The organism is Acinetobacter sp. RIT698 (genome assembly GCF_009668065.1).
GTDB classification, from domain to species: domain Bacteria; phylum Pseudomonadota; class Gammaproteobacteria; order Pseudomonadales; family Moraxellaceae; genus Acinetobacter; species Acinetobacter guillouiae.
In genome coordinates this window covers 51,934-71,945 of record NZ_WJYH01000007.1, presented here as the reverse complement: position 1 = coordinate 71,945, position 20,012 = coordinate 51,934, and the positions used below count along the sequence as shown (strand labels likewise).

At 38.4% G+C, this 20,012-nt stretch carries 17 protein-coding genes; 3 read left to right on the top strand and 14 right to left on the bottom strand.

The features are described 5' to 3' along the window. Positions 1–79: 79 nt before the first annotated feature. The 6 genes from GJV03_RS04940 to GJV03_RS04915 all read right to left on the bottom strand — a co-directional run bounded on the left by GJV03_RS04940 (position 80) and on the right by GJV03_RS04915 (position 8,246). Complete coding sequence (locus GJV03_RS04940; RefSeq protein ID WP_105714330.1) at positions 80–2,026, bottom strand: hypothetical protein; 1,947 nt, start codon at positions 2,024–2,026, stop codon at positions 80–82. A gap of 10 nt (positions 2,027–2,036) precedes the next feature. Next, on the bottom strand, positions 2,037–3,326 hold the full coding sequence (filE, locus tag GJV03_RS04935; RefSeq protein ID WP_154129597.1) for a putative pilus assembly protein FilE: 1,290 nt from the start codon (positions 3,324–3,326) through the stop codon (positions 2,037–2,039). Continuing rightward, positions 3,326–4,990: an outer membrane protein transport protein gene (locus tag GJV03_RS04930; RefSeq protein ID WP_105714332.1), complete on the bottom strand. Its 1,665-nt coding sequence runs from the start codon at positions 4,988–4,990 to the stop codon at positions 3,326–3,328. Before GJV03_RS04930 ends, filE begins: the two co-directional genes overlap by 1 nt. A 13-nt stretch (positions 4,991–5,003) precedes the next feature. Beyond that, positions 5,004–6,242, bottom strand: coding sequence for a hypothetical protein (locus tag GJV03_RS04925; protein ID WP_154129596.1), 1,239 nt, complete (start codon positions 6,240–6,242; stop codon positions 5,004–5,006). 54 nt (positions 6,243–6,296) lie between these two features. Next, entirely contained in the window at positions 6,297–7,130 is an 834-nt protein-coding gene (locus GJV03_RS04920; RefSeq protein WP_056515639.1) for a C39 family peptidase, read from the bottom strand. Between the two features lie 207 nt (positions 7,131–7,337). After that, positions 7,338–8,246 (bottom strand): DUF6160 family protein, encoded by a 909-nt coding sequence (locus GJV03_RS04915; RefSeq protein WP_151956449.1) that lies wholly within the window; start codon positions 8,244–8,246, stop codon positions 7,338–7,340. 264 nt (positions 8,247–8,510) lie between these two features. Between GJV03_RS04915 and GJV03_RS04910 the strand changes: the two genes are divergently transcribed. Then, the gene (locus GJV03_RS04910) at positions 8,511–9,854 is read left to right on the top strand and encodes an anthranilate synthase component I family protein (protein ID WP_154129595.1); all 1,344 of its coding nucleotides are present in this window, start codon (positions 8,511–8,513) and stop codon (positions 9,852–9,854) included. Here GJV03_RS04910 and hisC read toward each other — a convergent pair. The 8 genes from hisC to GJV03_RS04870 all read right to left on the bottom strand — a co-directional run bounded on the left by hisC (position 9,851) and on the right by GJV03_RS04870 (position 17,641). Continuing rightward, positions 9,851–10,948 (bottom strand): histidinol-phosphate transaminase, encoded by a 1,098-nt coding sequence (gene hisC, locus GJV03_RS04905; protein ID WP_154129594.1) that lies wholly within the window; start codon positions 10,946–10,948, stop codon positions 9,851–9,853. The genes GJV03_RS04910 and hisC overlap by 4 nt on opposite strands. Positions 10,949–11,123: 175 nt before the next feature. Beyond that, complete coding sequence (hisD, locus tag GJV03_RS04900) at positions 11,124–12,425, bottom strand: histidinol dehydrogenase (RefSeq protein WP_234623053.1); 1,302 nt, start codon at positions 12,423–12,425, stop codon at positions 11,124–11,126. A gap of 128 nt (positions 12,426–12,553) precedes the next feature. Then, positions 12,554–13,216 carry a DUF4272 domain-containing protein gene (locus tag GJV03_RS04895; protein WP_154129592.1) on the bottom strand — a complete coding sequence of 221 codons (663 nt, stop codon included), beginning with the start codon at positions 13,214–13,216 and terminating at the stop codon, positions 12,554–12,556. A gap of 102 nt (positions 13,217–13,318) precedes the next feature. After that, positions 13,319–14,014 carry an ATP phosphoribosyltransferase gene (gene hisG / locus GJV03_RS04890; RefSeq protein WP_056515646.1) on the bottom strand — a complete coding sequence of 232 codons (696 nt, stop codon included), beginning with the start codon at positions 14,012–14,014 and terminating at the stop codon, positions 13,319–13,321. A gap of 4 nt (positions 14,015–14,018) precedes the next feature. Further along, positions 14,019–15,278 (bottom strand): UDP-N-acetylglucosamine 1-carboxyvinyltransferase, encoded by a 1,260-nt coding sequence (gene murA, locus GJV03_RS04885; protein ID WP_004817645.1) that lies wholly within the window; start codon positions 15,276–15,278, stop codon positions 14,019–14,021. 6 nt (positions 15,279–15,284) lie between these two features. Then, a complete protein-coding gene (ibaG, locus tag GJV03_RS04880; RefSeq protein ID WP_004723729.1) occupies positions 15,285–15,536 on the bottom strand; it encodes a BolA family iron metabolism protein IbaG in 252 nt (83 codons plus the stop codon). A 135-nt stretch (positions 15,537–15,671) separates the two neighbouring features. Continuing rightward, positions 15,672–16,013: a ribosome-associated translation inhibitor RaiA gene (gene raiA, locus GJV03_RS04875; RefSeq protein ID WP_004723731.1), complete on the bottom strand. Its 342-nt coding sequence runs from the start codon at positions 16,011–16,013 to the stop codon at positions 15,672–15,674. A gap of 179 nt (positions 16,014–16,192) precedes the next feature. Then, complete coding sequence (locus GJV03_RS04870; protein WP_034613871.1) at positions 16,193–17,641, bottom strand: RNA polymerase factor sigma-54; 1,449 nt, start codon at positions 17,639–17,641, stop codon at positions 16,193–16,195. 523 nt (positions 17,642–18,164) lie between these two features. Here GJV03_RS04870 and GJV03_RS04865 point away from each other — a divergent pair. Both GJV03_RS04865 and GJV03_RS04860 read left to right on the top strand, forming a co-directional pair. After that, a complete protein-coding gene (locus GJV03_RS04865; protein WP_105714337.1) occupies positions 18,165–19,076 on the top strand; it encodes an amino acid ABC transporter substrate-binding protein in 912 nt (303 codons plus the stop codon). Positions 19,077–19,167: 91 nt separating this feature from the next. After that, positions 19,168–20,010, top strand: coding sequence for an amino acid ABC transporter permease (locus GJV03_RS04860; RefSeq protein ID WP_004723738.1), 843 nt, complete (start codon positions 19,168–19,170; stop codon positions 20,008–20,010). Positions 20,011–20,012: the final 2 nt, after the last annotated feature.

The window sequence follows — 20,012 nt, the reverse complement described above, 5'->3', positions numbered from 1 at the left end:
ATGGTTGAGCATTAAAAATATGAGTACAAAAAACCTCAATTCAAGCGATTTGAATTGAGGTTTTTTAAATCAACATAAATTACTTGGTTTTAATGGTATAACACTGCGGTAAGCTTACAGTTAAAGTCCCTGATAAACGCTTCGCTAACTCTTTCTGTTCAGGTGTAATCTTATCCTTGTTGGCCTCTATATTGTTATAAATTGACTGATAAACTGCATGTAAATTCACCCATGTTGCAGTAATCGTTTTATCCCCATCCCAACTGGTAATATTGACACCACTGGTGGTATTTTGCTCATTGATTAATCTCTGAAGGTTTAAACGTATACCGCCAGAAGAAACCGAAGCATTAGCTAATTCATCATTAGATGAACCACTGGTTGGCGTAATGATTAATGTTTCATTTAAACCGGCTAATGCACCATCAAGATTACTAAATACAGGATTGGCTAAAATCATACGGAGTGTAATTGACTTTTCAACATTGCCATTAATATAGGCTGTACCTGTGGTACCAATACGATATTGTTGTACACCCGTTTCTTTGTCAATATAAGTGCTTGGATCTACATCAGCACATGTATCTGAACTTAAAGAACTATTTTTACCTAAATTGGTACGAATATCTCCATTTTCATCAATCACAATACCAAGTGTTTGCGTATTTGGATTAACTTCTTTGTTGTCAAAGGTAAATGTAATATTCGCATAAAGTGGGAAGTAATATTTTTCACCAGTTTTCACTGTATTTTTGGTCAGAAAAACTTTTCGATCTAAATAATTGGCGGGATTGGTTTTATAGATATCAATTCCACCAGAAAGCTGATCCCCATTTAAAGTTTGACGCCATTTCCCATATACCGTTGGATCTGTCGGTGCTGCTGTTGCGCCTGTTGTTCGCTTATACATATATTCAGTACCAGCAACATTGGTATTGTTCAGCAAAGCACCCTGAAAAATCTCAAGTTTATCCATTGAGCTTTGATCTTTTTTAAATACAAGCGGAGAGGTAATTTTACGGGTTAATGGGTTGATCCAACCTTGTTGACCATTTACATTGAGTTTTTGTGGAACAACCTGATTAAGCAATAAAAACTTTAACAGAGAGTCAGCAATTGTACTGCCTTCTACTTTTTGAGGTACACCTACCCATTGCATTGCATAGCCTGAGGTATAACCTTGACGATCAGTGACTAAATACATATTGGCAATAGATTCATTCTTGGTACTTAATTCACTTTTACCAGTAAAGCCCTGAATATCAACATTTGCACCACTGAAAATAAGGAAGTTTGTCGAATAAATATTAACCAACGACTGTTGAACCAAGCGTTGCGCCGTCGCGACTGCCGAAGCTTGATCGACCGCTTCAATATTGACCCACGGTTTTAATTTCTCAACATAACTGCCATTAATAAAATCAGCCACCCCAATATCCGCATTGACTGTTTTTAAATTATTTTTAATATTATCTGTTAACTCAATCGGTTGAATATCTCCAACCTGATTAGCATCTTGCTCCAACCCAATCGCTTGGAAAACGCGAACCAACCCAACCATCACCTTGAATGTATCATCACTCATGGTCATACTGGTTGGTTCTTTACCCGTCATGGCACTTGCAATATCAATCAAACCGATTGCAGCAGGTTGACCTCGAATTTTCAAAGGACGAATTTTTGCCAAGTCAACGTCGCCTAAAACAATTTTTCTTTCCGATTGAGAGCCTTTTATATAAAATTTTGCTTTATCACCAATTAAACAGCCACCAAGTGCTAAACCACCTTCTAGTTTAGTCACATAATGATTTCTGGTATCTGTACTACAATCAAAATTTAAACCATCTACAGGATAGTCAACATAAAAACCTAAACATTTTTCTGTGGAATCTGCATCACAACCATTTGAATAGGTCGGAATACCTTTATATGGGTCTTCATTGACTGTCGCACTTTCACCACCACATCCTGCAAGCGCTAAGCCTAAACTCGTTAAAACCAAAGGGGCGAATAATCTTTTTTTCATATCTTCATCCTTACTGAATTACACTCAGCTTAATTTGTCCATGATTTGTTAATTGTTTATTTTCAACATCTAATGCTGAGGATAGTGGTGTTAAAAATAGATATACAGCCTGATCAGGTTTTCTTAAAACGCCTTCCATAGCCGCATATTGTAAATTATTGTCGTGGGATTCTTCATTTTTAAAACCGCTCACACCTTCGAGGACACAGCCTTGTCCATCTAAAAATACCACTAAAGGCCAATAATAACTTTGAAGCTTTGAAGAGGATGCATACGATGTTAATAAAATATTTTGCACTTGAGAATCTAGTTTCACCACTTCATAAGCAAAGGTCTCTTTGATTGGAGCAACTGGCCATAAACCAACTTCTTGATTTTTTATGGATAAATCTTTTGCTTTGATTATTTTTTTACCAGAAAAGCACGCTTGTTCTAAATTATGAACAACTTCATCTTTAGGTAAACGAAAGTAGGTTGAAGATAAAACAACTGGCTTTTTTTCTTTCGATTCTGAATTTCCGCGAATACTATTTAAAAGGCTCGCACTTAAGCCTTTTTGCCGCTCAATGGTTTCATAACGGCCATGCACAGCACCGATCTCTGGTGTCATATAAAATCTTTTTTTACCTTCTAAATTGAATTCTCGATCTTCTAAATACTCGTTATTTACATATTTTTCACCATCAATAACCGTAAAATACTGATCCTCTATCGTTTGAGCACTTTTCTGTACAATTTCTTTATTGGTCTTGACTGTATTCTGGTCTGCTGGCGTTATTTTCTCTAGTTTCTCAACCTTATTGGTTTGTTGAGTAATATCCGCGGGCTGCTGTGGCGGTTTTTCTACAACAAGCTGAGGTACTATCATCTGTGACTCTAATGGTAAAGGCTGATCTTGTATCTGAACAGGGCTTTGAGCTTTAGCTTTATGCTCCATTAAAGCAGATTGACGTGCAGGCTGAGCAGTAATAACCGCTGATGGCCTATTTTTAGGCACACTCTCTTTTTGACTTTGTTTAACTATGGCTGGAGCTTCTATTACTGGTACATTAGGCTTGGCGGCTTGAGTCTCTTGTCTTTGTTGAGTTTGTTGTATTGACTTAACTTCTTGTACTGATTTATTTTTTTGCTTTACATCTACTTTTGGAGCTGCTTCAGGTTTCTGAACAATCATTGGATGTCCATCAGGGCCAATAATTGTATAAAAATTGGCAGCATAAGAAATTGATGTGGCTAGACTAAAAGCTAATCCTAGCCACAATGAAGTTACGACTGTTTTTTTATCAACGTTCAAAAGCATTACCATCTCGTTCTGTAGTTAAGCCCTAGAATTGTAACTTTTGTATTGGTTTTTACATTTAAACCAGCATATGGGTTTAATAGAACGTTATCTACCCCTGTTTTATTCGCCATATCACTGGTGTTTGCAGGGATGTTATCTCGGCTACGCAAGAAACCGATTGATAAATCAATATCAGTATCTTCATCAAAACGATAACCTAAACCTAAACCAAATAATTGTGCATTGTTGATCGGCACCATGGTATTACGTTTATTATCTGGAATCGCACTGGCACGAGGCTCATAACCTGCACGAAGCTTTAAACGATCGTTTGCTGAATACTCAACACCAACTCCCCAGCTCCACGGTGATTGAAAGCCTAACGGTAAAGCCAATGAAGTATTTGTGACTTGATTGGATAATAATTTGGCTATTCTTAATGCTGAAATTTGTCGGTCAAACTCAAACTGAAATTTTTCCCATGCTTTAAAGTCGGTCCAACCCACATCAAAGTTTATCTGTAAATCAGGTAAAACCTTATATTTTATACCGGTTTGGAAATGGGCGGGATATTCCAAATCCATTGAAATTAAACCTGATTCAGTTGGCGGGATAGAGCCTGGAAAATCTAAAATTGCCGCAAGAATTTGTCCTGTTGCTGAAGAGTTCAAGCCTTTTATAAGCTCTCGCGGCGCATTGGCATTATCGATAAAATATTTACCTTTCATACGCATTTTAGCTGAGCTTTGATACACCATACCAAAACCGAAATTTTCCGTAGGTTCCCACATTAAACCTAAGTTATAACTTGGACTTAAACTCTGCTCAAGGCCAACTTGCATTTTGCCAAATTGACCAAACGGATTCATGCCTTCATCTGCATTACAAATACCAAATAATATGAGATCCGTAATCACATTCGAGTTATTTCGGAAAGGCCCACAAACCGACTCATCGATTAATCGTAGAACACCAATCATTTCATTTGGAAATCTTAGATCGGTTTTTAATGCCATTGCGTTGTATGACATCCCGATCGAAGCACCAATGGACAATTCATCATTGACTTGGTATGCAATAGATGGAGACAAATAGGTTATACGTTCAATGGCAACTTGTTGTCCCATATAGTTACCAGGGTTACCATCTTCTGAGCCAAAACCTGCCACCATGGGTGCATATACTGCAGTTGCATAGGTCAATTTTGAGCCTGGTGGATTATAGGAAATCCCCCCCGTTGGCGCTAAAACTGGCCAGCCAGGTCCCAAATCCACGATCTTTTTTAGAATAGGTACATATAAACTTGCGTACTCTACATCGCCACGCACTGAGTCTTTATAATCTGTACAAAGACCCGAAGGATTATCTGGTGCATCATTACAAATCAGTGGATCATCAGAATAACCAAATACGTTATAGCCAGGTGGAGCAGAAAACTCACGTTGTATATCAAAGTTTGCAACAATCCCTTGTACGTCAGTTTGTAAGCCTTTGAGTTTAGTTAATGCTGCTGGATTAAAATGAATCGCACTAATCCCAGGCGGATCTGCAGTCACTGCATTCCCCATGGTTAGTGAACGTATATCTACCGATAGGTTGAGTCCTAACGCCGCAAATACTTGAGTTGAGCACCCTGTTAATAAAATCGCTGTAACTAATGGGCGCAAACGTATGTTTTTCATACTTTACACTTCCTTAGTTCGCTTTCTTCTTACCAAAGCCTAAAATATCCAATGGGAAAGATAAGCCGAGTGAAATATCTGGTGAGTCTTCAGTTAAGCCGATCCCCAAGGTACCATTGACGATGGTATCTGGATTGACACGTACCCCTAAAGCAATTGAAAACATCCCGCTGGATTGATCAGCTGCTTTATATTTCTCTGGATTTTGATTCGTTGCCCCAGGATATGGCTTATATGTAAATGAAGTATTCATATTGAATGATTGTTGATATGACATGGTCATCGAAACATCATAGTTAAATGAATAAGCAAAACCAAAAGAGAAACCACCGGTCATACCTGGATCGAATTCTTCTAAAACTCGCTGACCAAGTTGTTGTCCACCTTGACCATTGGCATTCCCCCCACCACGGACTTGATTCAAGCCTGTTTCTTTGAATCCATAATTGGCAGAAACCGATGCAAACAGTACAACAGGGTCGATATATTTACGGGTACTTGCGCCAACACCTACAGAATAATAGCCTTTACCTGTTGAAAGGTCTTTTTCTGGGTTTATCTCATATGGACTATCACCTGTCTTGGTCGATAAGCTACCAAATAAAATAAGTGGTAAACGCCCTGCTTTCAGCGGGAAAGGTTCCCAACGTGCACCAAAGTTAATATCCCCTAGGCCCGCAGCCGTGGCATCTTTTAAGCTATCTGATTTGGCAATAAATGGAATAGATGCGGTAAAGGTTAAATTATCACGTATCCCGTACTGTGCAGTAAAAGTATTACTGATGGTATGGCTGGCATCCTCATCAACACGGAGTTGATAAGCTGTGCCTTCATTAATTCCTAAATTTAACTGCGAATCACGATAGTAGGAATAATCTAAATCATAAAAAGTGGAGAACTCACCCTTTTTGATTAAAGAGTATTGACGTTCATTGGATGTAAAAACTTCTTGTAAGTTGGTCTCTTGAGAAGCATCGCCTTCTTTCTTCTGTAATGCTTCTGCAGCTTGCGTGCCTGGTTTAGGTGCTAAAGATTTTGTTTCATCTTTATTAATTGTTACATCTTCTGTAACTTGCGCCACATTTGCAACTGGAGCTGTTTGATTGATGTTTGCAGAACTGGCATTGTCTGTACTCGTAGCCTGATCTGCTACTACATCCGCACTTGCCTCTGTTTCAGCTGCATATAAACTTCCAATCGCAAACTGAATACTCACTGCAAGTAAAGTCCGTTTCATCCACTGATTATTCATATTCTTCCTATTCCCAAGAATCCAATTCAATTATGTAATTTTTTAATCCATCTTCTACTTACGTTTATAATAGAGTCGCATATAAGATGTAATTGGCTGATTGTATGTCGCAGACTTGATATCTTGGTCAATCACCTTACGCATTGTTGAGCCCCTATCTGCTAATTTATTGGTATAATCGGTTGAATATTGCGCTTCAACTAAGGCATAACGGTTGATTGTCGCATCATCTACATGACGCATATCCGCATCTTGTAGAGCCAACAGGTTACGTTGTTGATCTTTTGGTGCATTGATCACAAATAAGGTGTTATTTTCCCAAATTTGCTTAAATCGTTCTTGATCAAAACTAATATTCCCCAAGGCTGGATCTGCCACATAAACACGCCCATCTTTATAAGCTTTAAATACAACAAAATGTTTAAAACCTGCATAAGAAATTGGCACAATCACTGGTTGATTTTGATTGATTAGATCTGTGAACTCGCCTCTATAGCCACCACTTTCATATCCAATTGCAGCAACAAAACGCTTCATATCCAGCAATGAAAAACTTCGTCGCTCAATAATGCGGTTATATTCTCCAAACCGTAATAAGCCTTCCATGGTTTGCTGTTCGGTTAAATTTGTCCCAACATAGCCATTTAACAATGTTGTTAACGCAGCGGAACCACAGCTATAGTCATAGCCTTGACGTACAATGCCACGGAATTGATTTTCCAAGGCTGGTTTAACATGCACCATTTCACGATGATTACGTCCGAATGATTTTTCTCTAGAATCCGCAAGCTCAGTATAGTAAATCGCATCCTTTGGCTTGGGCTTCACATCTAAGGCGTGGTTGGCAAAATAATACATTAATGCCGAACCTAAAGTAATTTCTATCATAATTTTAACTATCAAGTGTCGGCAGTATTTTGCCTAAAGTGCTGATTTTATTTTTAGAGTGAACACTCTACGTCCCTGTGTTTATGAAGATAACGTTTTTTGAAAAAAAAAACAGTCTTTTTTTCAACTTTTGTCGCTTTTTACTCAGTTTTTTGTAAAAAAAAACGCATGCTTTGCATGCGTTTTTTCTGAAATTCAATTCTAGACTTAATGACCAGAAATCGTCAGTTTTACACCATTCGGCGTTGCTGAACCACCGTTATAGAATTTCATACCTGTAATCGCAACATCACCAATTGAAGCAGAACCTGTTCCAGTACCAGCAGTTCCAGGCGTACCTGGAACAAAGCCAGTACCACCACCCAATACAACTTTAGTTAGGTAAATATCTGTACCTGTTGTGCTTTTCATTGCAGTTACAGCCAAACCTTTCGTTGTAACAGCAACATCAGCATCTAAAGCCAAATTTTCAGAACCACTGTCAGTCACTTTAATACCACCCAATACGATATAACCACCACCCGCAGCAGAAGCATCTTTCAAGGCCAAGTTACTGATTGATAAACCACCAATCATCGAACCATTCAATTTAATCATTGCACCTTGAGGCGTATTACCCAATTGAATATTTGCAGTAGTCGCACCTACATTCACAGTCAAGCCACTTAAAATCTCAGCTGATCCAGCATCAGGTTTATATGCACCTGCTGAACCCGTGACATTGTTTACTTCAATTTTACCTAATTCGATTTTCAATGCACTAATTGCAGCTGCAACGTTTAAGAATGGTGTACCAGTATTACCGGCGGTAGCACCACCATCAGTATCAATGACCAAGTCTGCTAAGTTACCTGTACCTGTTTTAGTTACAACTACATTATTTAAAGTAATCGCACCTGCTTTACCTGTACCACCAGTCGTTGGATTTACTGCTAAACCATCACCATCAAAAACATGTAATTTTGCAATTTCAACTTTAGATGCATCGATACCAATACTGATACCATCCTGACCAGTGGTTGCACTTAGCGCTGCATCATCCATTGCTTGCATCGCCATTGCATTTGAACTCATAACCACTGCAGAAACTAAAGCAAGTTTAGTAAATAATTTCATAATCTGTACTCTCCCAAGAGCATTTTTTTTCATTTTTAACCACTCTCCATAGTTCCCTGTTGTTTTTAGTTGTTTTACAACTTAGAACACCAATCCATGAGTAGTCCGTTTTGCCCTTTTAAATTAACGGTATGTTACTTTTTGTTCAACTGCTGTTTATCAAAAACCCAATTAAACCGATAAACGGTAAACACTTTTATAAGTACTATTTTCAGGTAGAATAGTGCTTTATAAACCTTTTTCGCACTTGAGTTAATCCTCCCTATGTTTCGGAAGTTATTAGATTTTTCATCAAATAGCACTACAGATTTATTACACCGTATTGACTCATTATTCGGTTGTATCTATTTAAAAAACGCGGGTGACGATATTATTGCTTTTTCACCTGAACAATACTGTATCTCAATCCAACAAAAACTTTATCGTTATACAAGAAATCATTTTACCCATTATCAAAAAGATAAAAGCGATCTTCATTTAAATCACTTCTTTAACTTCACAGCCCAATCAGCCACGAAACAGCATAGTTTTCAGGGTGGATATATGGGTTTTATTGACTATAACTATGCCAGTCAGCAATATGTTGATGCTCAAACCAAATCTCAGCCTAATTTTTACATGGGTGTTTATAAAACATTTATCAAACGAGAAAATGAGCAATTCTTTTTTTATAGTTTAGAAGCCTGTGCAGAAGAGTTTTTTAACTTTATACAAAATCTATTAACCATACCTGCCACACCTCATCAAAGCTTTAAACTTTTATCAAACTGTACTGCGACGTGGACAAAGCCACAATATGATCAAGCATTTACACAAGTCCAAGAATATATAAAAGCGGGTGATTGCTATCAAATTAATTTAACTCAGGAATTCACTGCAAAAGCCCAAGGTTCAATTTTAGATACCGCTGAAAAGTTTTGGACACTCACAGATGCTCCCTATTCGGGTTATTTAAAAATCAATGATTTTGAATTACTGAGCTGCTCACCTGAGTTATTTATTGATTTCGAAGCTGATCGTAAAATTATCACCAAACCCATAAAAGGGACAATGCCTCGTTATGATGATCCAACTTTAGATGCGCAATCAAAAAATGCTTTGATTCAATCTAAAAAAGATCAAGCAGAGAATGTCATGATTGTGGACTTATTACGCAATGATCTAAGTGTCTATGCTGAAACTGGCTCAGTAAAAACCCCAAAACTGTTTAATATTGAATCTTTTAACCAAGTACATCATATGGTGAGTGAGGTGACTGCCATCCTAAAACCAGATGTCAATCCATTTGAGGTCTTATTTACAGCATTGCCAGGCGGTTCAATTACTGGTGCACCCAAAATTCGTGCGATGCAAATTATTGAAGAACTCGAAAGTGTACCAAGAGGCGCTTATTGCGGATCACTGGGCTATTTTAATTTTGATGGAACCGGTTCTTGGAACATTTTGATTCGTTCAATTCAAAAATATCAAGATGAAGTGTCATTATGGGCAGGCGGTGGAATCACCATCGCTTCAGATTGTGATGCAGAATATCAGGAATGTTTTGATAAAGTTGATGCCATGCTTGATTTACTCAATACATGGCATCAACCTCAACATGAATCCTAGACTAAAATCTCATGCTTTAATGTATCAACAAGGCGTTGGTTTTGTTCATCTGTACCAATAGTGATACGTAAAAATTGATCAATCCGTGGCTTATTAAAATATCGAACAATAATGCCACGTTCACGCAATGCTTTTGCCAGTTCACCAGCATCTTTTGAGGGTAAACACGCAAAAATAAAGTTGGCTGAAGATGGTAATACGTTAAACCCAAGCGCCGCTAAATCTGCCACCAGTTTGTCACGGCTCACAATGACTTTTTGACATTGTGCTACAAAGTATTCTTGATCTTCAAATGATGCGACAGCTGCAGCTATTGCAAAACGATCAATTGGATAGGAGTTAAAACTATTTTTAACAGCTTCCAATGCTGCAATCAAATGTGGCTGTGCAATTGCAAAACCAACGCGTAAACCTGCCAAAGACCGCGATTTTGAAGTCGTTTGGCAAACCACTAAGTTTTCGTATTTTTCAACCAGACGTACAGCTGACTCAGCACCAAAATCCACATATGCTTCATCAATCACAACCACCGAATCAGGATTGGCTTGCAAGACCTGTTCAATTGCCGACAGCCCCAATGCAATACTGGTTGGTGCGTTGGGGTTGGTAATGATAATCCCACCATTCGGCTGTTTATAATCAGCCACATCAATTTCAAAATTCTCATTTAAAGGCAATATTTTAGTTTGGGTTGAAATTCCAAAAAACTGACTATAAACAGGATAAAAGCTATAGGTAATATCCGGATATAGAATCGGCTTATCTTGAACAAAAAATGCTTTAAAAATATGAGCTAAAACTTCATCTGACCCATTACCAACAAAAACATTTGCGACATCTACATGTTGTTGTTTCGCAATCGCTTGTTTGAGTGCCGATGCATCTGGATCTGGATAAAGTCGCAATACATCTGCTGAATCTATAAGTACAGACTGAACCGCTGCAACCACTTTTGGCGATGGTGGATATGGGTTTTCATTGGTATTCAGTTTTAATAAGTTTTGGATTTTAGGCTGCTCACCTGGGACATACGGTTCTAACTCACGTACTTCAGGGCTCCAAAAACGCATTTGCTCAGGGCTAATATTTGGCATTTTTATCTCGTATTTTTTCTCACTTGACTTACTTTATATAAGCGCTCTCACTCTAGGAGAGGGTTTGGGTATTTCAATAGAATCCCCAAACTAAGTCAGTTAAATTTTTATCCCCTCATCCTCACCTTCTCCCTCAGGGAGAAGGATTTTTTACGGATACTGGGCCATTGGTGAATTATTGATAACGATATCTTGCTGATCTGGCATGCGCATCTAAATTTTCTTGTTGAGCAAGAATATCTGCGGCCTTGGCAAGCGATTTAACTCCTTGCTCAGAACACATGATCAAACTTGAACGTTTTTGAAAATCATAAACACCTAAAGGTGATGAAAAGCGTGCTGTACCAGAAGTAGGTAGGACATGGTTAGGTCCCGCACAATAATCACCAATCGCTTCTGGTGTATAGCGCCCCATAAAGATTGCACCTGCATGGCGAATACTTTGTGACATCTGCTCAGCGTCATCTAAGCACAATTCCAAATGCTCAGGCGCAACTTGATTAATCAAATCAATGGCTTCTTGGCGATCTTTAACCAAAACCAAAGCACCACGATTTGCAATCGAAGTTCGTGCAATTTCAGCTTTGGGTAATGCAGCCAAATGTTCTTCGATGGCTTGCTCAACATCATTTAACAATTGTTCATCTGGTGTAATAAAAATCGCTTGCGCCACCGTGTCATGTTCAGCTTGTGACAAAACATCCATCGCCAACCATTTAGGATCATTGTGACCTTCTGCATAAACCAAAATTTCAGAAGGTCCTGCAATCATGTCAATACCGACTTGACCAAAAACAGCACGTTTTGCGGCAGCAACGAAACGGTTACCCGGTCCTGTAATTTTATCTACCGCTGGAATCGTTTCTGTTCCATAAGCCAGCGCGGCAACTGCTTGCGCACCGCCAATCGTAAACACACGACTTACACCCGCTAAATAAGCAGCTGCCAATACCAAAGGATTTAAATCACCATTTGGCGCAGGTACCACCATAATAATTTCTGCTACCCCAGCCACGTGCGCGGGTAAAGCATTCATCAACACAGAGGATGGATAAGAAGCCAAACCACCTGGAACGTAAATACCAACACGGTCTAAAGGGGTAACTTTTTGACCCAGGGTATTTCCTAATTCATCCACATAGGACCAACCGTCTTGTTTTTGAGCCTGATGGAATGAGCGAACCCGATTGGCCGCCATTTCCAAAGCTTCACGCACTTCTGAAGTTAAACCCTCAAATGCAACTTTAAGTTGCTCTTGTGTCAGTTCTAAATCTGAAAATTGATGCGCTGGATGTCGATCGAACTGTTGAGTGAGTTTAAGTACATGTGCATCGCCATGTTGACGCACATCTGCAATAATTTGGTCTACTGTTTTTAAAAGCTCAGGATCACTCACTGTTTCAAAAGCTAACAAGTCAGCAAAGACTTGTTTAAAGTTCTGCTCTTGAGTCGATAAACGTCGCATCAATTTACCCACAAGGTTGTTTAAGAAAGATTTAGTTTACCTTGTTTTGAGTATCTTGTGGGCAACATCACCGCAACATTTCAACTTACTTTAATAGGAAAGTTTGATTGCAAAAAACTTTTGACACAGCAAATTTTTATTTAGGTACTCACATCAGGATGATCCCAGTCACTATCAGCCTGAATCAGCCAGTTCAATGCACCATGCCTTTCCACAACAATAGATGAATTTAAATTTTCAGGTGCATCCTGTTGCTTTAAGCGCGCATTTACACATGCCCAATCATAACGATAGATTAAATCAGCCTGATCTAAAATTTCTTCGCTATCCCGCAACTGTACTTTTGCCATAAATTCAGCAAAGGTATCGCACGACGATACAGCTTGAATGGCAAAATCACAATCAACGATATCTGCTGGATAACTTAATTCATCCACAATCCCCAAAGCCCATAACAATACCCAATAGGCCTCATATTTCCACACCATATTGATGATATCTTGCGCTGAAGCCTCACGATTTAAAATTGCCTGTTCTTTCTCTGTTAAAGCATCTAGCACCTGCATTTTCTTCAAAATATCAAATACAAATTCCTGTGTTTCATCATCATATTGATCATTATTCAGATCACAAGCGACTTGAATCACCCATAAACAAGCAATCGCACGTTTTGCAATCTGTTCTGCACTGCGCGCTTGCACGTCTTCAGCAGCTTCGATCACAGGTAACCAGTCAATATAAGGAATTGAATACTTTTTAAGTTTTAAAATAGATTGTTCTTTGCGCTGTTCAGGTGTTTTCATAAACTCTTTTTTTTAAATCATGGATGGTTATTTTTTAACATAAATTGCATAAAAAAACCGCCTAAAATTAGACGGTATCTTTATCGATCAAACCTAAATGAATTAATTGTTCTTTTGACGTTCTTCTACTGCTTTTTCAAGCTGAGTAAGAATTGGATTTAATAAAGTTTGCTTACGCTTAAAGCTGGCTTTATTGACAATTAAACGCGAAGATACTTTACAGATTTCTTCCAAAGGCTCTAGACCATTGGCACGCAAAGTATTTCCGGTATCCACCACGTCGACAATATAATCACCCAAACCAACCAATGGTGCTAATTCCATTGAGCCGTAAAGTTTAATCACATCAACTTGCTCACCTAAGCTCGCATAATATTGGCGAGTTAAATTTACATACTTGGTGGCAATTTTTAAACGTCCTTTAGGGCGAACCATACCGACTTTACCAGCGGTCATTAATTTACAGTTAGCAATCTTTAAATCCAATGGTTCATAGACATTTTGAGCGCCATGTTCCATCAACACATCTTTACCCGCCACACCAATATCCGCGGCGCCATTCTCAACATACGTTGGCACATCAGAAGCACGCAAGATTAAAATACGAACGGATTTGTGTGTGGTTGGAAAAATTAACTTACGAGATTTATCAGGATCTTCCAATAAGTTAATTCCAGCAGTTTCAAGTAAAGGCAACGTTTCTTTTAAAATACGCCCTTTACTCAATGCCAAAGTTAAACCATGATCAAAATTGCCCATTACGTCAAAGTTAGGATCATCGTTTCTCATATCGCTCATTAACTTACTCGCTCACTCGCTTAATTTGGGCACCTAGACCTTGTAACTTTGCTTCGATATCTTCATAACCACGATCAATATGATAAATACGATCGATGATAGTTTCCCCTTCAGCAGCTAAAGCAGCCAAAACTAAAGAAAACGAAGCACGTAGGTCAGTTGCCATAACAGGTGCAGCAGATAATTTTTCCACCCCTGTCACAACAGCATCATTACCTTCAACCTGAATATTTGCGCCCATACGAGCTAACTCAGGTACATGCATAAAACGATTTTCAAAAATCGTTTCAGAAATTGTAGCAAAACCACGTCCAATGGCATTTACCGCCATGATCTGTGCTTGCATATCCGTTGGGAATTCTGGATGTGGCAAGGTACGGAAGCTGACAGCCTTCGGACGTTTCCCCAGCATATCCAATTCGATCCAGTCTTCACCGCGTGTGACTTCTGCACCCATTTCTTCAAACTTATCTAAAACAGATTCAAGAAGATTTGGGTCAGTATGTGTGGTTTTTACCTTACCGCCCGTAATTGCTGCCGCGGCCAAATATGAACCGGTTTCAATACGGTCAGCAACCACTGAATATTCACAGCCATGGAGACTTTCAACACCAGTGACCACTAAGGTATCTGTGTCTAAACCTTCAATTTTTGCACCCATTTTAATAAGCATTAGTGCAAGGTCTGTAATTTCAGGTTCGCGCGCAGCATTACGAATTGTTGTAACACCCTCTGCCAATACTGCTGCAGTTAAAATATTTTCGGTTCCACCTACAGTCACCATATCGAAGATGACTTCACCGCCTTTTAAACGGCCATCCACTTTGGCGTGAACATAACCTGCTTCGACCTCAATTTGTGCACCCAAAGCTTCTAAGGCTTTTAAATGCTGATCAACAGGGCGTGAACCAATTGCACAACCACCAGGAAGTGAAACTTTTGCACTACCATAGCGCGCCAACAGTGGCCCGAGCACCAAAATAGATGCACGCATGGTTTTAACCAGTTCATAAGGTGCAAACTGATTATCCAGTGTAGAGGTATCCGCGATAACCGTTTCGCCCTCATAACTCATGGTGATACCTAAACCACCAATCAGCTTAACTAAAGTACGAACGTCTTTTAGATCTGGAACATTTTTTAATGTAATCGGTGTATCTGCAAGAATCATTGCAGCCAATAAAGGTAAAGCCGCATTTTTCGCACCAGAAATACGAACTTCACCTTCGAGTTTTACACCACCTTGAATGACAAATTTATCCATTGACGCTTAAGCTCCAAACATACTGGCTTTGCGCCATTCTTCTTTAGTCATTGCACGAATAGTTACCGCATGTACCTCACCACTGGCAATATAAGAATTAAGTGGCGCGTAAACAGCTTGTTGACGAGGAACAGGACGTTTCCCTTCAAACTGATTGTCGACAATACGGAGGTCAAATTTACCTGCTTGTCCACTGACAGCAACTTCAGCATCAGGAAAAGCTGCTTTTAAGATTTCAGTGAGCTGTTCACTATTCATTGCATCGACCTCTTATAGGACTGACAGTGTAAAAACCGGATATTTTACTATAACTCACCGAAATAATTCATTAACTTGTACAAAAAATATAGATAAAAAAAAGAGGTCTTTTCAACCTCTTTTAAAATATCAATTTTATGTCGCTAAAATTTCCATTGGTTGATAATCCAACTGCATTTTCCGATGCTTATCTAATTGCCTTTTTAATTTATCTGTCAATTTTGTAATCGCATTATACATATCATCAGCGCTCGCTTGGGCGAAAAGCTCTATACCCGGCAAACGAACAATTGCCTCAGCAATATGATTTGCACTGCCTTTTTTTGATCTTTTATCCAATTGATGATCTTTACTCAGCTTGACCTGCATACTATTGACCTGATCAATATGCTTGGTCATCTGGGTAAATCGATCTCGAATATTTTCTTCTATTGCTGGTGTAATACTTAAGTGATGTCCACGGATTGTAATTTGCATAGCTTTATCCCTCTCCTTATATAGGAATATGAAAGTCATAACCCAAACGATCTCATGACAGCATTCACCAAGGAAGAAACTGTGCTCAATATCATGCAATCATTTAAGTTACTCCAAAAGACAAAAAGCGATTCATTATTTCGTCATAATGAACAATTAGAATAGCCACACTTTAAAATTTAGATCAACACTTTTCGGTCAGATGAAGACGGAATATGTAACGATTCACGATATTTTGCGACTGTCCGTCGTGCCACATCAATCCCCTCTTCTTTTAATAAATTGGCAATTGTATTGTCTGACAACGGCTTACGCGGGTTTTCATCTGCAACAAGCTTTTTGATTTTTGCTCGAATGGCTGTTGACGATGCTTCTCCTCCTGAAGTGGTTCCAACATGGCTCGAAAAGAAATATTTCAGCTCAAATAGACCACGAGGTGTCAGTAAAAACTTATTGGTGGTGACACGAGAAACTGTTGACTCATGTAATTCCACTTCTTCTGCAACATCTCGCAAAACCAAAGGTTTCATTCCTTCAGCACCGATTTCTAAAAACTCACGTTGATGTTGCACAATGCAACTTGCAACTTTTAATAAAGTTTTGTGACGTTCATCAACACTTTTAATAAAGTTTTTCGCTTCAAGCATTTGATTGCGTAAATATTGATTATCATCACTTTGATCAGCACGTTTAATCATGCCTGAATAAAATGAGTTAATTCGAAGTTTTGGTAAAATATCTGGGTTCAGTTGAACATACCAATGGTCATTTTTCTTGGACACCACCACATCTGGAATTTGATAATCTGATTCTTTTTGCTCAAATTCAGCACCCGGATAAGGTTTAAGGGTTTTCAATAAATCAATTGCTGACTTTAATAACTCAGCATTTAAACCCGTTTGCTTAATCAGTTTATTTAAGTCATTACTGACCAAAAGCTCATAATGTTTCAACAACATCAGCGCTTCTTTCCTAAACAGTGTGGTGGTAGCTAAAGCCTCAATTTGCACAAAAAGACATTCTGCAAGACTACGAGCACCAATACCAATCGGTTCTAAGCGTTGAATATGTTTTAAAACAACCAGAACTTCATCCTCTTCGACTTCAATGTCATAATCCATTTGTTGTAGTAAATGCTGTACTGAGCTAACAATTTCTTCAATATCGGCAGCCAAAAATCCTTTTTCATCTAAAGCATCGACAATGCAATACGCAATCAATTTATCCACTGGAGAAAAATGCAATAAATTGACTTGCCCCAACATATGTTCTTTTAATGATGCTTCTGAATGACGATTGTCTTCACGATCCTCAAACTCAGGGCGCTCCATTGCAGTTGATTGATGGGTATAGACATCATCCCAATCTGTATCTACAGGCAGTTCATCAGGTAAGTGGTTGGCATTTAAAGAATCTGAAAGCTCATATTCTTGTTGTTCTTGTTTTACATTTTCAGGGCTTTCATGTGTCTCTTCTTCAACTTTTTCAAGCAAAGGATTACTATCAAGTTGAATTTGAATTTCTTGCTCAAGCTCCAAACTCGATAATTGCAGTAATCGAATGGCTTGTTGCAGTTGTGGCGTAAGCGACAACGAATTTGCAACTTTTAATCCAACCGATAACTTCATACCCATAATTCCCACACTGTATTATTTCATTTCATCTTATGTGAATAAGCAATGCAAAATTCATGCCTACTGATTTTTTATATCACAGGAAAGGGATTAGGACTAGTAAAAAAAATGAATACGTTACATAAAAATGTTTGTTATTTATCAATTAAAGATAAATTTTAATTATGTCGTTTTTTTATTCAATTTTTTAAAAAGACCTCCGATCCAGATCTGTTGAAATAGTCATCAATTATATAAATAGAGATTTAAAACCTATAAGCAAAAATAAATGGCTTTAGGGCTATTTATTTCAAAATATTTAAATAAAATAGGTTCCACTTTGTGAGACCAGTCACATTTCTAGTTTGTGAAATTTATTATTTTTATCCTTTACTTATTGGAATAGTGAGTATAAAAATAATGATATAAAGAAATATGATGAATCGTAGTTTCAAGGAAAAGGTTTGGCACGATAACTGCTTAATTTTAGAAACGAGCGGCTTAAACTGCCAAAAAAATCATGTAATGGAGAACTCAAATGACACTATCTACAAAAACACTATCAAAAAAAGTTTTAACCACAGCACTTGGTATACTTATGGCTGGCGGTGCTTTTTCACAGGTTCAAGCAGCAGATACATTAGCAAAGATCAAACAATCAGGGAAAGTGATCATTGGTTACCGTGAGTCATCTGATCCGATTTCTTATGTGATTGGTGGTAAACCAATGGGATACGCTGTTGATATTTGTAATAACTTTGCCAATGAGCTGAAAAAAACGCTCAAGATGCCAAATCTTAAAGTTGAATATAAAGCAGTTACCTCTTCTACGCGTATTCCAGAAATGTTGGCAGGCAATATCGATATGGAGTGCGGTACGACAACAAACTCTATTCAACGCCAACAACAGGTAAGCTTCTCAACCAACTATTATGCAACAGAAGTACGCATGGCAGTTAAAGCCAGTGCACCAATTAAAACAATTGCAGATTTAAATGGTAAAGCAGTTGTAACCACCCAAGGGACTACATCTGACAAATACATCAAAATGGGTGAGAAAGGCGAAAAAGTCAACGTAAACAACGTTTATGGTAAAGACCACTCAGACTCATTTGCTATGGTCGCTTCTGGCCGTGCTGCAGCATTTGTGATGGATGACAATATTCTTGCAGGGTTAATTGCAAAATCATCAAATCCAAAAGACTTTAAAATCGTAGGTCCAGTACTTTCTTCTGAACCATATGGCATTATGTTACCGAAAGGCGATGCAGCATATAAAGCAATCGCAGATAAAACAGTAACAACAATGTGGAAAAATGGTCAAATGGCGGCGCTATATAAAAAATGGTTCCAATCACCAATTGCACCTAAAAATGTCAATTTAAATATGCCAATGAGCTCATCATATTTAAAGCTTAAAGCTAATCCTACGGATGCTGGTATTAACTAATAACGTAGTTTAAAACAACGGTTTATAGATCAGATTCGGTTTAAAGTCTGGTCTATAAATTTTTATAAAATTAAAAATACAAGGAGCACACATGTCCGTAGGCTCACTTAACTGGACAGCATATTGTCTCCCCTCGAATGAATACAGTCTTGATAAAGCTGCATGGGCTGAATCTGTCTGTAAAGCGATTGGTGGTGAAAGTTATTCCCCTGTTGCAGATGCACCAACCTGGCTACAACTTCTAGGCTCAGGTGTTTGGACCATGGTCTGGACCGCGATTGCTGCATTTTTCATTGCATTTCTTCTTGGATCTCTCATCGGGATTTTACGTACATTACCCAATAAACCACTTTCATTTATTGGTACCTGCTACGTCGAACTTTTCCGAAATATCCCCTTGATCGTTCAACTGTTTTTCTGGGCATTTGTATTCCCACAATTACTGCCACTCAGCTTAAGTACTGGTAGTGGTGAGATGGTTCATGGTGGATGGTGGCAAAATATTCTCAATGACAATCCCGCCGTGGTTGGGGTGTTTGCACTCGGTCTATATACTGCAGCACGTATTGCTGAACAAGTACGTTCAGGTATTAATACGGTTTCAAATGGACAAAAAAATGCAGCTTTTGCAATTGGTTTAAATCAAAGCCAAAGTTATCGCTATGTCATTCTCCCTGTCGCTTATCGTATTGTTTGGCCAACGCTCACTTCTGAAGCAATGAATATTTTCAAAAACTCTGCCGTGCTTTATGCACTGAGTGTTTTGAACTTCTTTGCTTATACCAAAACCATGCGTGAAGAAACATCCCAAGATATTGTTATTCTTATTCTTTCGACACCAGTTTACTTAGTCATTACCTATACCATTAAGTTGATCATGGCTTGGATTGAAAAACGTATGGCTGTTCCTGGTCTAGGCTCGGGGGGTAAATAGTC